General features: G+C 70.2%; 14 protein-coding genes. 10 read left to right on the top strand and 4 right to left on the bottom strand.

The features are described from left to right. Positions 1-7: 7 nt before the first annotated feature. Positions 8-388, top strand: coding sequence for a VOC family protein (locus FHX39_RS10310; protein WP_183338133.1), 381 nt, complete (start codon positions 8-10; stop codon positions 386-388). A 30-nt stretch (positions 389-418) separates the two neighbouring features. Here FHX39_RS10310 and FHX39_RS10305 read toward each other — a convergent pair whose 3' ends face one another. Beyond that, positions 419-817 carry a universal stress protein gene (locus FHX39_RS10305; protein ID WP_183338130.1) on the bottom strand — a complete coding sequence of 133 codons (399 nt, stop codon included), beginning with the start codon at positions 815-817 and terminating at the stop codon, positions 419-421. A 197-nt stretch (positions 818-1,014) separates the two neighbouring features. On the opposite strand from FHX39_RS10305, the gene FHX39_RS10300 reads away from it, so the two are divergent. Then, a complete protein-coding gene (locus FHX39_RS10300; protein WP_183338129.1) occupies positions 1,015-2,307 on the top strand; it encodes a peptidoglycan DD-metalloendopeptidase family protein in 1,293 nt (430 codons plus the stop codon). Positions 2,308-2,338: 31 nt separating this feature from the next. Here the strand turns inward: FHX39_RS10300 and FHX39_RS10295 are convergent, their stop codons facing one another. Further along, positions 2,339-3,103: a polysaccharide deacetylase family protein gene (locus tag FHX39_RS10295; protein WP_198423349.1), complete on the bottom strand. Its 765-nt coding sequence runs from the start codon at positions 3,101-3,103 to the stop codon at positions 2,339-2,341. A 205-nt stretch (positions 3,104-3,308) separates the two neighbouring features. On the opposite strand from FHX39_RS10295, the gene FHX39_RS10290 reads away from it, so the two are divergent. The 8 genes from FHX39_RS10290 to FHX39_RS10255 all read left to right on the top strand — a co-directional run bounded on the left by FHX39_RS10290 (position 3,309) and on the right by FHX39_RS10255 (position 13,315). Next, a complete protein-coding gene (locus tag FHX39_RS10290) occupies positions 3,309-7,031 on the top strand; it encodes an efflux RND transporter permease subunit (protein ID WP_183338127.1) in 3,723 nt (1,240 codons plus the stop codon). A 60-nt stretch (positions 7,032-7,091) separates the two neighbouring features. Next, complete coding sequence (locus FHX39_RS10285; RefSeq protein ID WP_183338125.1) at positions 7,092-7,679, top strand: hypothetical protein; 588 nt, start codon at positions 7,092-7,094, stop codon at positions 7,677-7,679. A gap of 42 nt (positions 7,680-7,721) precedes the next feature. Further along, positions 7,722-7,958 carry a type II toxin-antitoxin system Phd/YefM family antitoxin gene (locus tag FHX39_RS10280; RefSeq protein WP_183338123.1) on the top strand — a complete coding sequence of 79 codons (237 nt, stop codon included), beginning with the start codon at positions 7,722-7,724 and terminating at the stop codon, positions 7,956-7,958. Beyond that, complete coding sequence (locus FHX39_RS10275; RefSeq protein WP_183338121.1) at positions 7,955-8,167, top strand: PIN domain-containing protein; 213 nt, start codon at positions 7,955-7,957, stop codon at positions 8,165-8,167. The genes FHX39_RS10280 and FHX39_RS10275 overlap by 4 nt, the downstream gene beginning before the upstream one ends. 296 nt (positions 8,168-8,463) lie before the next feature. Further along, entirely contained in the window at positions 8,464-9,213 is a 750-nt protein-coding gene (locus FHX39_RS10270; protein ID WP_183338119.1) for a TnsA-like heteromeric transposase endonuclease subunit, read from the top strand. Next, positions 9,210-11,288: a Mu transposase C-terminal domain-containing protein gene (locus tag FHX39_RS10265; RefSeq protein WP_183338117.1), complete on the top strand. Its 2,079-nt coding sequence runs from the start codon at positions 9,210-9,212 to the stop codon at positions 11,286-11,288. The genes FHX39_RS10270 and FHX39_RS10265 overlap by 4 nt, the downstream gene beginning before the upstream one ends. Before the next feature lie 3 nt (positions 11,289-11,291). Beyond that, on the top strand, positions 11,292-12,380 hold the full coding sequence (locus tag FHX39_RS10260; protein WP_183338115.1) for a TniB family NTP-binding protein: 1,089 nt from the start codon (positions 11,292-11,294) through the stop codon (positions 12,378-12,380). After that, positions 12,377-13,315 carry a hypothetical protein gene (locus FHX39_RS10255; RefSeq protein ID WP_183338113.1) on the top strand — a complete coding sequence of 313 codons (939 nt, stop codon included), beginning with the start codon at positions 12,377-12,379 and terminating at the stop codon, positions 13,313-13,315. The genes FHX39_RS10260 and FHX39_RS10255 overlap by 4 nt, the downstream gene beginning before the upstream one ends. Here the strand turns inward: FHX39_RS10255 and FHX39_RS10250 are convergent. Both FHX39_RS10250 and FHX39_RS10245 read right to left on the bottom strand, forming a co-directional pair. Beyond that, positions 13,298-14,197, bottom strand: a complete 900-nt coding sequence (locus tag FHX39_RS10250; protein ID WP_183338111.1) for a hypothetical protein — start codon at positions 14,195-14,197, stop codon at positions 13,298-13,300. The two genes, FHX39_RS10255 and FHX39_RS10250, sit on opposite strands and share 18 nt — an antisense overlap. Before the next feature lie 14 nt (positions 14,198-14,211). Beyond that, on the bottom strand, positions 14,212-14,457 hold the full coding sequence (locus FHX39_RS10245; RefSeq protein ID WP_198423348.1) for a helix-turn-helix transcriptional regulator: 246 nt from the start codon (positions 14,455-14,457) through the stop codon (positions 14,212-14,214). Positions 14,458-14,515: the final 58 nt, after the last annotated feature.

Here is a 14,515-nt window from a genome sequence, read left to right as displayed (position 1 = left end):
CAGCCGCATGATCGATCATCTCGGGATCCAGGTGGCCGACGTCGACGCCGCCGCGACCTTCTACACCACCGCGCTCGCCGCGGTGGGGCTGCGCGAGGCCGTCCGGATCCCGGTCCCGCCCTCGTCGGTGGTCGGGATGGTGTCGTCGGCCGGCGGGCAGCCGGACTTCTGGCTCTCCCAGGGAGCTCCGGCCGAGACGCGGGAGATCCATGTCGCGTTCGTGGCGCCCGACCGGGACGCCGTCGACGCGGTCCACGCCGCGGCGGTCGGGGCGGGCTACGAGGTCCTGCACGCGCCCCGGGAGTGGCCGGAGTACCACCCGGGCTACTACGCCGTGTTCCTGCGCGACCTCGACGGGCACAACGTCGAGGTCGTCGTCCACCGCTGACCGGGCTCCCCGGCCGGCGGCGGGCGGGGCTCAGCCCTTGGCGGCCTTGACCCCGACGACCGGGCAGTCGGCGCCGAGCAGGACGGCCTGCGCGGTGCTGCCGGTGATGAGCTTGCCGACGGGGGACCGGCGGCGCAGGCCGATGACGATGAGGTCCGCGTCGTTCTGCGCGGCGGCGGTCAGCAGGCTGTCGGCCGCGTCGACCCCGTCCGTGGGCCGGAGCATCGTGTGCTCCAGGCCGGAGGCGGCGAGCTGGGCGTCGAGCGCGTCGATGTCCTCGGCCGTGGCGAACTGGGGGTCGGCGTAGTTGCCGTCCTTGCCCGTGTTCAGCACGAAGAGCGAGGCGCGGTGCTCCTGCGCCTCGGCGATGGCCCAGTCGATGGCGGCGAGGCCTTCGGGCGAGGGGATGTAGCCCACGAGGATGTTCATGGGGTCATCGTAGGGAACCGAGCGCGGGGGCATGGGCCCAGGTGAGACCACGCTGAGAACTTCCGAGCGTCTCCGCCGAGACCGCTGAGAACCCGACGTCGCCCGCCGACGGGGTTCCCCGTTGCTCTAGCGTCGACGGCTCAGCGGCGGGGGTCGCTCGGCTCGGGGAGATCTTTCTTCACCGGAGGTCCCCAACCGTGCCCACCACGTCCCGACCCGGCCTCGTCGGCTGCCTCGTCCTCGTCCTGGGCGTGCTGCTGGTGGTCGCTCCTGGGCACCCGACGCCCGACGCCGAGGGCGCGCCCCCGCCCCAGGTCTCCTCCGACCACCCGTACAGCGACCCGACGTGGTTCCCGCTGCGGACGCCGGCCCGTATCGGGTGCGCGAGGGTCGGGTGCGGGACGGCGGCCGACCACGGCTTCGACGCCATCGACCTGCTCGGCGCCCTCGGTGACCCGGTCCACGCGGCGGGCGCCGGCATCGCCCACGTCGGAGGCGACTCCGGAGGCTGCAGCACGTCGAGCGAGGTCGAGGCCGGGCGCTGGGTCTGGATCGACCACGGCGGCGGCGTCATCAGCCGGTACCGCCACCTCGACACCATCACGATCGAGGAGGGGCAGCTGGTCACCCCGGCCACGCGCATCGGCACCATGGGCCACTCCGGGGACCTCCCCCCCTGCCAGACGACCTACCTGCACTTCGAGGTGCTGCACGACGCGCAGAGCGACGGGCAGGGCGGCGAACGGGTCGACCTCGGATCGCTGCGCGGGTGCGGCGCGCAGGGTCCTCTGCAGCTGCCCGAGGCGCTCGGCTTCGACAGCTGGAACGCCCCGGGGCTGCACCCGGCGAAGAGGTTCATCTCGCCGACGCTCGACGACCGCTGCGTCACGGCGGACCGGACGACGACGCCCGCGAGCCCGTCGCCCCGGCTGACGCGGCGCGACCGTTCGATCACGGTGGCCCTCGACGTCCCCGCGCGCGACGGTTCCTGGGCGGTGGACCTGGAGATCTGGCGTCCCACGCTGAAGGCCTGGAGGCCCGTGTCGGTGGTCACCCGGCCGGCCGGGGCGACGAGCACCGTCTTCGACGACGTCGACAACGACCACCGCTACCGCGCGCGGGTCGCGCTCCACCAGGGCCAGGGGTGGAGCCGCTGGTCCGGCTTCCGCGAGGTGCTCGGGGCGCCGCTCGCCCCGCCGGTGCGCTACCTGGAGTGGAAGCAGACGACGAGCAGCACGAAGAGCTATCTGCACTACGGCTGGAGCGAGCCCGACACGCTGGGCGGCCCGGTCACCGCGTACTCCGTGGCGCGTCGGTGCGCCACCAAGCCGACGTCGTTGGGGACGTGGAAGACCTCGACCGAGACGCCGAGCACCCGCTTCCGGAACATCGACGGGCTGAAGAAGGCCAAGGTCTGCGAGGTACGGGTCCGGGCGACGAACGAGGTCGGTAGCGGGAGCTGGTCCGACGTACGGCGCACCACCCGGTGACCCTCGGCCCGCCCGGCGGGAGGCGGTGGCGTCAGCCCAGGTGGGCGGGCACGCCGAGGAGCTCGTCGGCCGTGGCGAAGGAGTAACCGTCGTCGCGCAGCCGGTCGATCAGCGGGCCGACGGACGCGACGGTCTGGCTGCGGTCCCCGCCGCGGGCCTCACGTCCGTCGTGCATGATCAGGATCGTCCCGGGCCGGACGCGGCGAGCAGCACCGGACGCCATCCGGGCCGCGGCGGGCTGGAAGACCTCGAACGGGTGGCCGAAGGTGCCCGACACGACCTGCAGGCCGGCGCCGCGGACGGTGCCCAGGACCCAGGGCCAGTGGCACAGCCACGGCGGACGGTAGAGGGCCGGCACGACCCCCGACACCCGGTGCAGGACCTCCTGCGCGCGCGCCACCTCGTCGCGCTGGCGCGGGTGGCGCAGGTAGGTGGTGAAGTCGTGGCTGAGGCTGTGGTTGCCGAGCACGTGACCCTCGTCGACGACCCGGCGCGTCGTCGAGGGGAAGCGTTCGGCGCACCGGCCCACCTGGAAGAACGTGGCGCGTACGCCCTTGGCCGCCAGCACGTCGAGCAGCTGCCCGGTCCACGGCTCGTTCGGCCCGTCGTCGAAGGTCAGCGCGACGACCCGGTCCGCCGACTCGGCCGCGGGGGAATCCGGACCAGGGTCCGCGGCGGGCGCCGCGCGGTAGGGGAACGGGCCCCACAGCTGGGTGCGGGAGCCGAAACCGGCCCACCAGGCCGCTCCGACGGCGGCACTCGCACCGAGCACCGTCCCGCCTGCCACCGCCCGCACCCGGACACTCTAGGACGGCCTCGGACCATGTCGCGCCCGGCCGCCGACCTCCTCGTCAGGCCCCGGCTCAGGGTGCTGTCAGGGGCCTGAGAGGGGGTTGTGCCGGAGGTGTGGGTGCCGGGAGCCTACGTACGATGGCCGCTGAGTCACCAGCAGCGAAGACGCGCGTCGGCTCGATGCCGGCAACTGAACGGAGCACCACCCCGTGTCACTCCTGACCCGACTGAGCCTCGTCAACCGGCTGGTCGTGGCCCTGCTGTCGATCGCCGTCGTCATCTTCGGCGTCGTCGCGATCACCGCGCTCAAGCAGGAGCTGATCCCCTCGACGACGGCGCCCCAGGCGCTCGTCTCCGCGACGTACGCCGGCTCCTCGCCGCAGATCGTCGCCGACGAGGTCGCCGACCCGATCGAGCAGGCGGTGCGCAGCGTCACCGGCGTGACGAAGGTCAGCTCGAGCTCCACCACGGGGTCGACGTCGATCACCGTCGAGTGGGACTACGGCCTGGACAACGACAAGGTGCTCGCCGACATCCAGAACGCGATCAACTCGGTCGAGTCGACGCTGCCGGCGGACGTCACGACGAACGTCCAGCAGGGCAGCAGCGACGACATCCCGGTGCTCCAGCTCGCCGTGGCCTCCGACCTGCCGCTGACCAAGCTCGGGCCCCTCGTCGACGACCGGGTCGTCGACAAGCTCGAGGCCGTCGACGGCGTCCGCACCGTGCAGGTCAGCGGCGAGGACACCACCCGCATCGAGATCACCACCAAGGCCTCGCAGCTCGAAAAGTACGACCTCACCGTCGCCGGCGTGACGCAGTCGATCACCGACCAGCTGACCGCGCTCCCGGCCGGCACCAGCTACGACGGCAGCTCCGCGCTCACGGTCGAGGTCGGCAGCGCGCCCGACTCCGTCAAGAGCGTGGCCGCCCTGCCGATCGCGACCGAGAAGGACGGGGCCAAGCGCCTCGACCAGCTCGCCACGGTCAAGATCGCGTCGATCGAGCGCACGTCGATCTCCCGCGCCGACGGCCGCCCCGCGCTCGGGCTCGCCGTCCTGAAGAGCTCCGACGCCGACGCCGTCGCGGTGTCGCACGCGGTCAACGGGCTCACGCCCGAGCTCACCCGCGACCTCGGCAACAACGCCTCGTTCACCACCGTCTTCGACCAGTCGCCCCTCATCGAGGAGTCCCTGCACGACCTGGCCACCGAGGGCGGCCTCGGCCTGGGCTTCGCGGTGCTGATCATCCTGGTGTTCCTGCTGTCGGTGCGCTCGACGGTGATCACCGCGATCTCCATCCCCCTGTCGCTGCTGATCGCGATGGTCGGGCTGTGGGCCGCGGACTACTCGCTCAACCTCTTCACGCTCGCCGCGCTGACCATCGCCGTCGGCCGCGTGGTGGACGACTCGATCGTGGTCATCGAGAACATCAAGCGCCGTACGGGGCACACCAGACGACCGTCGATGGACGACATCGTCGCCGCGGTGAAGGAGGTGGGTGGTGCCGTCACGGCGTCGACCCTGACCACCGTCGCCGTCTTCCTCCCCGTCGCCACCGTGTCGGGCTCGACCGGCGAGCTGTTCCGGCCGTTCGCGGTGACCGTGGCCATCGCCCTGACGGCCTCGCTGTTCGTGGCGCTCACGATCGTGCCGCTGCTGGCCTACTGGTTCATGCGGGGCAAGAAGACGGCCGAGGCCCGGGAGGAGGCCGCGTCGGAGGCGGAGCACGTCACGCGTCTGCAGCGCGGCTACCTTCCGTTGCTCACGTTCTCGCTCAAGCACCCGGTCGTCGTGCTGGGCGTGGCCGGGGCCATCCTCGCCGGGACCCTCGGGGCGACGTCGCTGCTGAAGACCGACTTCCTCGGGTCCTTCGGCGACGACCGTGCGCTGCTCGTGACCCAGACGCTGCCCGCCGGTCTGCGGCTCGAGGCCACTGCGGAGAAGGCGGCCCAGGTCGAGTCGGAGCTGGCGTCCAACCGCGACATCAAGAACTACCAGGCGACGGTCGGCCAGCCGGGCTCGCCGAACATCGTGACCTACTCGATCACGCTGAACGACACGGTCGACACCGACGCCGCGACGGCGAACCTGCGCAGCCAGCTGGTCGAGTCCAGCGACGGCGGGGACATCGTGGTCCAGCCCGGGAGCGCGGCGTACTCGTCGAACGACCTGACCGTGACGCTGAGCGGCGACGACGCGGCGACCCTGCGCACGGCGTCGGACGAGCTGCTGGGCATGGTCAAGCAGGTCCCGCAGCTGACCGACGTCACCTCCAACCTGTCCGACGAGCGCCCGCTGCTCCGGGTCGCCATCAACCGGAACCGTGCGGCCGAGCTCGGCTTCACGCAGGGTGAGATCGGCGCCGCCGTCTCGACGGCGCTGCAGGGCTCGAAAGCCGGGTCCATCACGCTCGACAACGACACGACCGACGTCTTCGTCCGGACGCACGCACCGGACGCCACGCCGAAGCAGATCGCCGCGCTCAAGCTGCCGGTCAGCCAGCTCCAGCAGCAGATGGCCGTCGACAAGGCGACCGACGCCCTCGACGCCCGGTCGGACGAGCTGAGCGACCAGGGCGACGCGCTGTCCGACCGCTCGGACGCGCTGACGGACAAGCAGAAGGACCTCGCCGACCGCCAGAAGGCGACCGGTGAGGAGCAGCAGGACAAGGCGAACGCCAAGGCACAGGACGGCAAGAACGACCTGCTCGACTCGCGCGACGACGCCAAGGACGCGGTCAGCAAGGCGAAGAAGGCGCTGGCGAATGCCAAGAAGGCTCCAGTTCCCACACCGCCGAAGCCGCCGACAACTCCTGACGAGGCTGCTGCACTTCAGTTCCAGATCGCTCAGAAGCAGTATTTACAAGAGTTGGGAGCGCGCGAAGGAGCGATCGAGCAGGCCCGAGCCGGGGTCAAGCAGGCCGAGTCCGGCGTCGACCAGCTCGACGACCAGGTCAAGAGCACGAACGAGCAGCTGTCCGACTCGGCCCAGCAGCAGGCGCAGTCCGACGCGTACAGCAACGAGTCCGACCAGCTCAGCGACGAGGGCGACGCCCTGCAGGACGAGCAGAAGAAGCTCACCGACGAGCAGAAGGACCTCGCCGACGACCAGAAGGACCTGCAGGACCTGAAGGCCCGTCCGATCGAGGTCGGGGACGTCGCGAAGGTCGTGACCGAGAACGCGCCGTCGACCGTTCGCCGCGAGGACGGCAAGCAGGCCGTCACGATCACCGGTACGCCGGGCGGCACCGACCTCGGTGCGGTCAACACGGCGCTGCAGGCGAAGGTCGCCGAGTTCACGCCGCCGGCGGGGGTCCAGGTCGTCCAGGGCGGTGCCTCGGCCGACCAGGCGAAGGCGTTCTCCCAGCTCGGCCTGGCGATGGGCCTGGCGATCGTGCTCGTCTTCATCATCATGGTGGCGACGTTCAAGAGCCTCGTGCAGCCGCTGATCCTGCTGGTGGCCATCCCGTTCGCGGCGACAGGTGCCCTCGGTGGGTTGCTCGTCACGGGCACGCCGCTCGGTGTGCCCGCGATGATCGGCCTGCTGATGCTCATCGGCATCGTCGTCACCAACGCCATCGTGCTGATCGACCTGATCAACCACTACCGGCTGCGGGGCGAGGACCCGCTGACGGCGATCATCGACGGCGCGCGGCTCCGGCTGCGACCGATCATCATGACCGCGGCGGCGACCGTCTTCGCCCTGCTGCCCATGGGTCTGGGCATCACGGGCGCGGGCGGCGGGTTCATCGGCAAGCCGCTCGCCGTGGTCGTCATCGGCGGCCTCGTCTCCTCGACGCTGCTCACCCTGCTGCTCGTCCCCACCCTGTACGGGCTGGTGGCCCGCGTCGCCGGCAAGAAGGCCCGGGCCCAGCTCGCCGCCGCGGCGCCGGCTCGCGCCGAGGAGGACACGCCGACCACGATCTCGTGATCGTGAGCTGGCCTGGGGAAAACCCTCCGAGCGGGCTCCGTGGGGTCGGAGAATGAGGGCATGAGCGAACCGGTGCAGCCGCGCGACACCCCCTTCATGAGCAACGAAGCCCTGGCCTCCGACCCCGGGGGAGTGACGATCGATCCCCAGCGGCTGCGTCAGCTGTCCCCGTCGCTCTTCGGCGTCGGTTCGGTGCTGCCGACCCGTCTGATCGCGCGCAAGATCCTGGACGCGCACCTGTGGAACGGCGACAGCCGAGCGGCCGTCGTGATGAACCTGCAGCCGTTGCTGGTCGCCGCGTACAGCTCGGACTTCGACGCGGTGGTGATCCTGCGCTTCGATCGGCGGCCCACCGACAGCTACGTCCAGGTCGGCACCCGGCGCCTGACCGTGAACACGTACCACCGGGGGAGCCCGACCGCCCGCGACATCGTGCCGGGCCCGTACGCCTCGGGGCCGTGGTCGAACTTCCACCCCGTGATCGCCGACTTCGTCGCGGCGGACCTCGGACGGGTCGAGCGACGCAAGGCGACCATCGACGAGCGCGAGTGGCAGCGGACCTGGGAGCTCGGTCACGATCACCTGATCAAGCGGCCGACGCAGATCCGCGACGGGGCGCCGCACCGCTCGGGTCGGGCGTCGTCCTGATCTGCGCTTGCCTCGAGATCGAGTGTGGATCACTGTGTGTACGTGGACACGGTGAGCGTGCGTGAGCTGCGCAACGATGCGGGATCGGTGCTTGACAGAGTTGCGCGCGGTGAAGTCGTGGTGGTGACTCGCGACGGAGCTGAGGTCGCCGAGCTGCATCCTCGTGGGCACCGCGGACTGACCGGAGCCGAGGTGCTGCGGCGCTGGCGTGCCGTGCCACCCGTAGACCCGGATCGACTTCTTCGGGACATCGATGAAGCGGTCGACCAGACATTATGACACCCGGTGAGCCGCTAATCAGCACCATCACCTTGGCCGAGCTGTCCAGTGGGACACTCGTCGCCACCGCCGACCGGGCTTTGCGGCAGGCGGTGCTGCAGCAGGCCGAGCCAGTTCCATCCCACACCTGCAACCCGGACGATTTCCGCGGCATGGACGGCCTGGTCGTGCATGAGGTGCCGCATCCTGATCATGAGCGGCGGCTCTAGACCCCACTCTCGCGAGCATCTGGGTGGCTGTCCGATAAGCAGCATTATGACAATGCACAGACGCGGAGGCGAAGCAGTTCCTGCTGGAGGTGTCCTGTGCCATCCAACTTGTCATTCTTGCCATCCAACTTGTCAGCGTCCGGAACCAGGCCCTGTTTGACATCCGTCTTGTCAGCAGGACCTTGTCAACACCTTGACCACGATGTGACCTGCGGGTGGGCTGCTCGTTGTCACGAGGGCGGTACGGTGCGACGCTCGTTGTGACCGTGAGTCACGGTCTGGACGAGGGTGTCGCCATGGTTCGTGCCCTGCCCGCGAACATGTCCGCGGAGACAGCGCGAGCGGTCTACGTCGGCAGTGACGCTGAGTTGCGGTCGTGCTCTGTGACCGAGCTCGGCAGTGTCGAGGTGGAGCGCTGTGCTCCTGTGCGCGAGTTCTTCGCCTGGCCCGGCCAGCGGTCGTTCCAGGGCTGGTGGTGGTCGAGGACCACGGGGACATTGCTGGCCTTTGAGAGTCTTCTCGAACGGCAGGCGTTGATGGCGTGGGACTTTGAGCCGAGGGCCGTGGGGTTGGCGGTGCAGCCCTTCGCTCTGTTGTGGCCGCGCGGGTCGGCAGCTGGCCAACACCACGTCCCTGACCTTTTCGTGCGCCTCCAGGGCGGCGGCGGTGGCGTTGTCGACGTGAGGCCGGCGGAGCTTGTTGACACTCGTGCGGCGAGACAGTTCGAGCAGACCCGGCGAACCTGCGCCGAGCTCGGCTGGGCTTACCAGGTCTTCACCGGCTTGGGCGCCACGGTCCGGTCGAACCTTGAGTTCCTTGCTGGATACCGGCAGGACCGCTTCACGCTGGGCTCAAGCTTTTCGGCGGCGGCGTCGATGGTGTTCGCTGGTGGCCAGGAACTACGCGACGGGGCCGACGAACTCAGCCGGTCCTGCTCTCGTCCCCTGGCGACAGTGTTGGCCGGTTGCTACCACCTGCTGTGGCGCCACGAGCTGCACGCAGACCTCGGGGCAGCCCTACGGCCGTCGACCCCGGTGTGGCGATGAAGGTCGGTGTCGCCCTATGGGAGACCGTTCAGTTCGAAGGCTCGCGCTGGCAGGTAGTGGCCCTCGATGCAGGTGCGGTCGCCCTCCGCTCGCTCGACGGGCTTCGGCCGCGGACCGCAACCGTCGCTGCTCTGCTGACGTGCCCGGAGGACGGTCCCCTGGAGGCGAATCGAGTTCCGCTGTTGCGGGTGAGCGCCTTCGACACCGCGCCCGCGGCTGCTCGTGCGCAGGCGTTGTTCTTGCAGAGGCACGTGCACGAGGTACTGACCGGGCTCCCGCCTGACTGCCCGAGTGGTACCCGGGCGCGGCCCGAGTACGACCACCAGCACACCCTCCGCCAACGGGTCGAGGCGAAGTCGACCGAGTTGTCAACCATAGGAATTGACCTATCGCCCAGGTCGCTGTGGCGGTGCATCGCTCACTACCGCATCGATGGCGTCGCGGGCCTGCTCGATCCGAGGACTGTCCGCACTGCCACGGTGACCGGCCGCGTCGACCCGCGGGTCGTTGCTGTCGTTGAGGACGTACTGGCCCATCAGAAGATCTTGTCGACCGGCACCAGAGCCCGGGCGCTTGCGCAGATCGAGGTCGAGGCGGCCGCAGAGAACCTGACCCTGCCGTCGTCCCGCACCCTGTACCGGCTGGTGAACAGGTTGGACCGGCAGCGGCATTCGTTCGGGAACGCGACGACGCGGCGCACTCAGGCCAACCGGCCAGACCGCGCCTACGGCCACCAGGTGCCGTCCCGCCCGGGCCAGCTGGTGGAGATCGACAGCACCCCGCTGGACGTGCTGGTGCTCTATCCCGACGGCGGCTCAGGCCGCGTCGACCTGACGATCGTCTTAGACATAGCGACGCGGACGCTTCTGGCCGCGGTGCTGAGTCCGGTGGCGGCGAAGGCGGTCGACGCGGCGCTGATGCTGGCGCGAGCGATGACGCCGCCGCTGGTGCAGCCGGGGTGGGCGGACGCGGTCCGGTTCAGTCGCAGCCTGCTGCCAGAAGGGGCTCTCGAAGAGCCGGAGGTGCTGGCCGAGCAGCTGCGGGAGCGGCCGGTGGTGTCGATCGAGTCGGTGACGATCGACCGCGGGCGGGTGTTCGTGTCGAGCACGTTCCTGGCTGCGTGCGAACGACTGCAGATCTCGCTTGTCAAGGCCGCGCCGCGCACGCCGACGGACAAGCCGCACGTCGAGCGGATGTTTCGCTCGATCAACACCTTGTTTATCCAGTACCTGACCGGCTACACCGGCCCCAACGTCGTGTGCCGCGGAGCAGACGTCGCGGCGGAGGCCTTGTGGCCGTTGGCGCAGGTCCAGGACCTGCTTGACCAGTGGATCGTCCAGTGCTGGCAGAACCGGCCCCACTCCGGGCTGCGGCTGCTCGCGGTCCCGCAGCAGCACCTCACGCCGAACGAGATGCTCGAAGCCCTCTCGGCTGTCGCGCCCGGTGTGGCGGTGGTGTTCGACACCGACGACTACATCGCGCTGCTGCCGCGGGTGTGGCGCACGGTGCAGCGCTACGGCATCAACTTCTCCGGCCTGACCTACGACTCCCCCGCCCTCGGGCCGTTCCGCAACGTGCGCAGCGGGATCCGCTCGCCGGAGGCGTGCGACAAGTGGGAGGTCCGCTACGACCCGTACCGGATGAACCGGGTCTACCTGCGCAACCACGAAGCCGGCTGCTGGGTCGAGGTGGGGTGGACGTTGCAAGCGCAGACCCTGGCTCCGTTCGGCATCGACGTCCTCCGCGCCGCTCAGGCCGCCGTCGCCCGTCGTGCCGAGCGGCCCGCCGCGAGCGCCGCAGCCCTGCTAAACGAGATCAACCGAATCCAGACGAGCGTGACCGCGGAGAACCGGGTCGAACGCGCCGCCCGACGCCGCGGCAGCACCCAGCAACTACCAGCGGCACTCCCCCAACCTGAACCGTCTGCGGAGCGGGCGTATCTGCGCGTCGTCGTCGACGCCTCCGACGTTGCCGAAGACCAGCCCGAGCAGAAGCTGGCTGGTGAGCCACTGCCGGAGCCGCAGCCGCTAAAGCGGTTCCTCTACAACGAGCCTCCCGACGACGGCTGGGTCTGAATCGTGGCGGTACCGGTCACGCTGCAGGCCTGGCAGGCGTGGGCCAACCGGCCGGACCCGGTCCCACCAGTCAGGTTGTCCGCGGCCGCGCGGCAGGCGCTGCCGAGCGCTGCCCAGTTGGCCTACGACGCGCAGCGGTTGGCGTGGCTGTCGGCCGACGTGGTGTTCGACACCGACGACGTCAAGGCGTTGACCCGGATGGTGCGAGTGGCGACGGTCCGCAACCGGGTCGACTCAGTCACCGCCCGCCGGGCGATCGCGCTGTCGGGGGCGTCGACGCTCGGCAAGAGCACCGCGGTGCTGCACCTGGGCCGGCGCCACGACCGCGCCGTCCGGGCCCGCCAACCCGCACACCCACACGGACGCGACGACGCACTGCACCCGGTCGTGTACGTGGTGGTGCCGGCGGCGGCGACGCCGAAAATGTTGATGCACGCCATCTGCCAGGGGCTGGATCTGCCGTGGACCACGCACGCCACGACCCAGTTCCTCACCGACGCCGCGATCGACACCATGACCGCGCTGCGCACGTCGATGGTGATCGTCGACGAGATCCACAACCTACGGACCAACCGCCAAGTCGGCGCCGAAGCCGCGACCGCGTTGAAGCTGTTCGCCGAACGCCTCGACGCCACGTTCGTCTACGCCGGCATCGACCTGCCCCGCTCGGAGCTGTTCACCGGCGAGTTCTCCCGCCAAATCACCGGCCGGATCGTGGTCCACCAGATGCTGCCCTACACGTTCGCCACCCGCACCCAGCAGGGCGTCTGGGTCGACCTCGTCGCCTCCTGCGAGGACCTGCTCGTCCTCACCCGCCACCCCGCCCGGAGCCTCACGGCCCACGCCGGGTACCTGTTCGACCGGACCGGTGGCTCGTTGGGCACCCTGCGTGCCCTGCTCGCCGACGCCGCAACCGAAGCGATCCTCACCCACACCGAACGAGTCACCCGGAACCTGCTCGACGCCACCCCGACCGACCGGCAGGCCGACGACCTCCGCACCGCCCGCGACGCCGCTGCCCTGCCCGCGTCGGTGGCCCGGCGCCGCGGATCGGGTCGTGCGAGCGGTGCGGGAGGAGGGAGCGGAGGGTGAAGTTGGCGCCGCTGCCGGTACCGACGCGCTGCTACGCCGGCGAGGACCTGACGAGCTGGGCCACCCGACACTGCTCGCGGAACCACACCACCGTCCACGCCGTCGAGCGGGCCCTGTTCAACCGCGACCTGCTGCACAGCCACGCCCACCACGACCCCGAACGCCTCACCCGGTGGCGCCAGCTCGGCAGCCTGCACCCCGTGGCGTTCACCACGCCTGTGCAGACCGGCGGGGTCTGGGTCACCAGTCGCGACCTGTGCCTGCGCTGCACGCAGGGCCACCCGGCGACCGGTCGGCTCCCGCAGCGCGGCTGGTGCTGCCTGACCCACCAGTGGTGGACCGACTACCCGCCCCGTCACATCGCCGGCCACGTCGATGACGACGACCGGGCACCGGTGCAGGCCCTCGTCGTCGCCGCCGAACGCACCTTCCGGCGCGAGCTCGCTCCGCGCGGGGTGCTCGTCGACAGTCCCCTGATGCTGTTCGCCCTCGAGCTCGCGCACCTCATCCGGCCCGGGTCAAGCCAGGTCGCCGACTCCTCGACAACTGAGCTGTCCAGGCACTACCTGAGGGCGGCCCAATACGCCGTACAGATCCGCTGGGCGCAGGCGCTCATCGACCCCGCGGTCCGGGCCGGCCTGACCGACACGTCAACCGTGCGCGACGCCACGATCAACCGCGTCGCCGACGAGCTGTCCCGCCTACCCCACATCTGCTGGGAGCCCTCGCGCGACCAGCTGGCCCGCGTCCAGATCCGCTGGGCCCTGCCCGGCGGGGGCTACGCATACCTCGACGACGAGGGCGACGACCCCGAGCAGCAGGTGGAGACCTGGCGAGTCAGGCAGCGGCTCCACCGCTTCAGCGACCGACTCACCAGCGATCTCAGCAGCGCAGAAGGCAGGCCGCTCCCGTTCGCGCTAGCCGGCGTGCCGTGAACCGTCGTAGTCAGCCACCCGAGACGGGTAGAGCGTGAACGGAGCCTGACCCGCAACCCGCGTCGGCTCGACCAGCACGCGGTACAGCAGCCGTCGGCGCAACGCTGCCACCTCGTCATCATCACCTGAAGCGGCAACATCCACGACCCGCAGGGACCCGCCCACGAGGGACTGACGAGCACGACCCACTTCCACCACCATCCCCTGCCGCAACGGGCCGTGCAACGGGCGGTTCCGCACCACGACCACCGCTGCCGGAGCGGGATCGAACAATCCCAGCTGTGCGTACGCCGTCCTCGACGAAGCCATGCTCATACTGATCTCGACCGGCAGCACGCCCAGACCGGTCAGCCCACCCCGCTCGACGTCTCCGGCCCGCGGACCCACCGGATTCGACACCCGGAGCACGACCAACGCCACATCCAGCGGCACCTCCACCCGGTCAGCGGCACGGATCCGCAGATAGTCGTCGGCAGACCACTCCCCCAGCAGCCCCGTGCCGCTCTCGTCCGTGGGAACCTCGGGTAACCCCTCGGCCAAGTCAAGCGCCCCCTCGGTTCCGCGGTCGTGGTCGTCCCACGAGTCCAGCACCGTCTGCTCAAGCGACTGCTCGGGAAGCGGGCCACGCAGCACCATCACCCGGACCAGCGGCGGCCTGCCTCGACCACGCGACGCCTCCACCCGCGCCCGCAGCCCCGGGTCCTCTACCGTGTCCGGAACGTCGGGATGCTCCAGCAGCTGCTGGGTCTTCCACCTGCCCGGGCCATCCAATGCCGCGACAACGTGAAGCACCGTGCCTAACGGATGGTCCATCGACCCGGTCGTCGGGTCAATGAGCAGTCGCAGCAGCCACCACTCCCCCACCAAGAGCCGCTGCACCATCGCCGAATCCGGTCCTACCCGACGTCGCTGACGCCCGTGCCGTCACGCCCCACGACGGACGGTGCGTCGTCGATGAATACCGGCCCGAGCAGCTCGTCTATCGAGACCTGGAACGCGATCGACAACCGCATCCACGTCACGACCTCGCCGCGCGCCTGCCCCGCCGACAACCTCAACAGGGTCTGGCGCGATACCCCGCTCGCCTCAACAAGCTGCTCGAATGTCAGCCCGCTCGCCGCCCGGCGCACGTTGAACCTCACGCAACCGGGACGGATCCAAGTCCCGATGCGCCACCCCCACACACCACGCGGAACTCGT

It is taken from the genome of Microlunatus antarcticus (assembly GCF_014193425.1).
Taxonomy (GTDB): domain Bacteria; phylum Actinomycetota; class Actinomycetes; order Propionibacteriales; family Propionibacteriaceae; genus Microlunatus; species Microlunatus antarcticus.
The sequence above is the reverse complement of the archived record's forward strand: the minus strand, read 5'-3'. Positions and strand labels throughout refer to the sequence as shown.

What these genes read in the sequence shown, in the direction of transcription:
- FHX39_RS10285 (WP_183338125.1), top strand. Translation starts at nt 7,092, where the DNA reads ATGAGCGAACCGGTGCAGCCGCGCGACACCCCCTTCATGAGCAACGAA.
- FHX39_RS10250 (WP_183338111.1), bottom strand. Translation starts at nt 14,197, where the DNA reads ATGGTGCAGCGGCTCTTGGTGGGGGAGTGGTGGCTGCTGCGACTGCTC.
- FHX39_RS10265 (WP_183338117.1), top strand. Translation starts at nt 9,210, where the DNA reads ATGAAGGTCGGTGTCGCCCTATGGGAGACCGTTCAGTTCGAAGGCTCG.
- FHX39_RS10270 (WP_183338119.1), top strand. Translation starts at nt 8,464, where the DNA reads ATGGTTCGTGCCCTGCCCGCGAACATGTCCGCGGAGACAGCGCGAGCG.
- FHX39_RS10310 (WP_183338133.1), top strand. Translation starts at nt 8, where the DNA reads ATGATCGATCATCTCGGGATCCAGGTGGCCGACGTCGACGCCGCCGCG.
- FHX39_RS10275 (WP_183338121.1), top strand. Translation starts at nt 7,955, where the DNA reads ATGACACCCGGTGAGCCGCTAATCAGCACCATCACCTTGGCCGAGCTG.
- FHX39_RS10305 (WP_183338130.1), bottom strand. Translation starts at nt 817, where the DNA reads ATGAACATCCTCGTGGGCTACATCCCCTCGCCCGAAGGCCTCGCCGCC.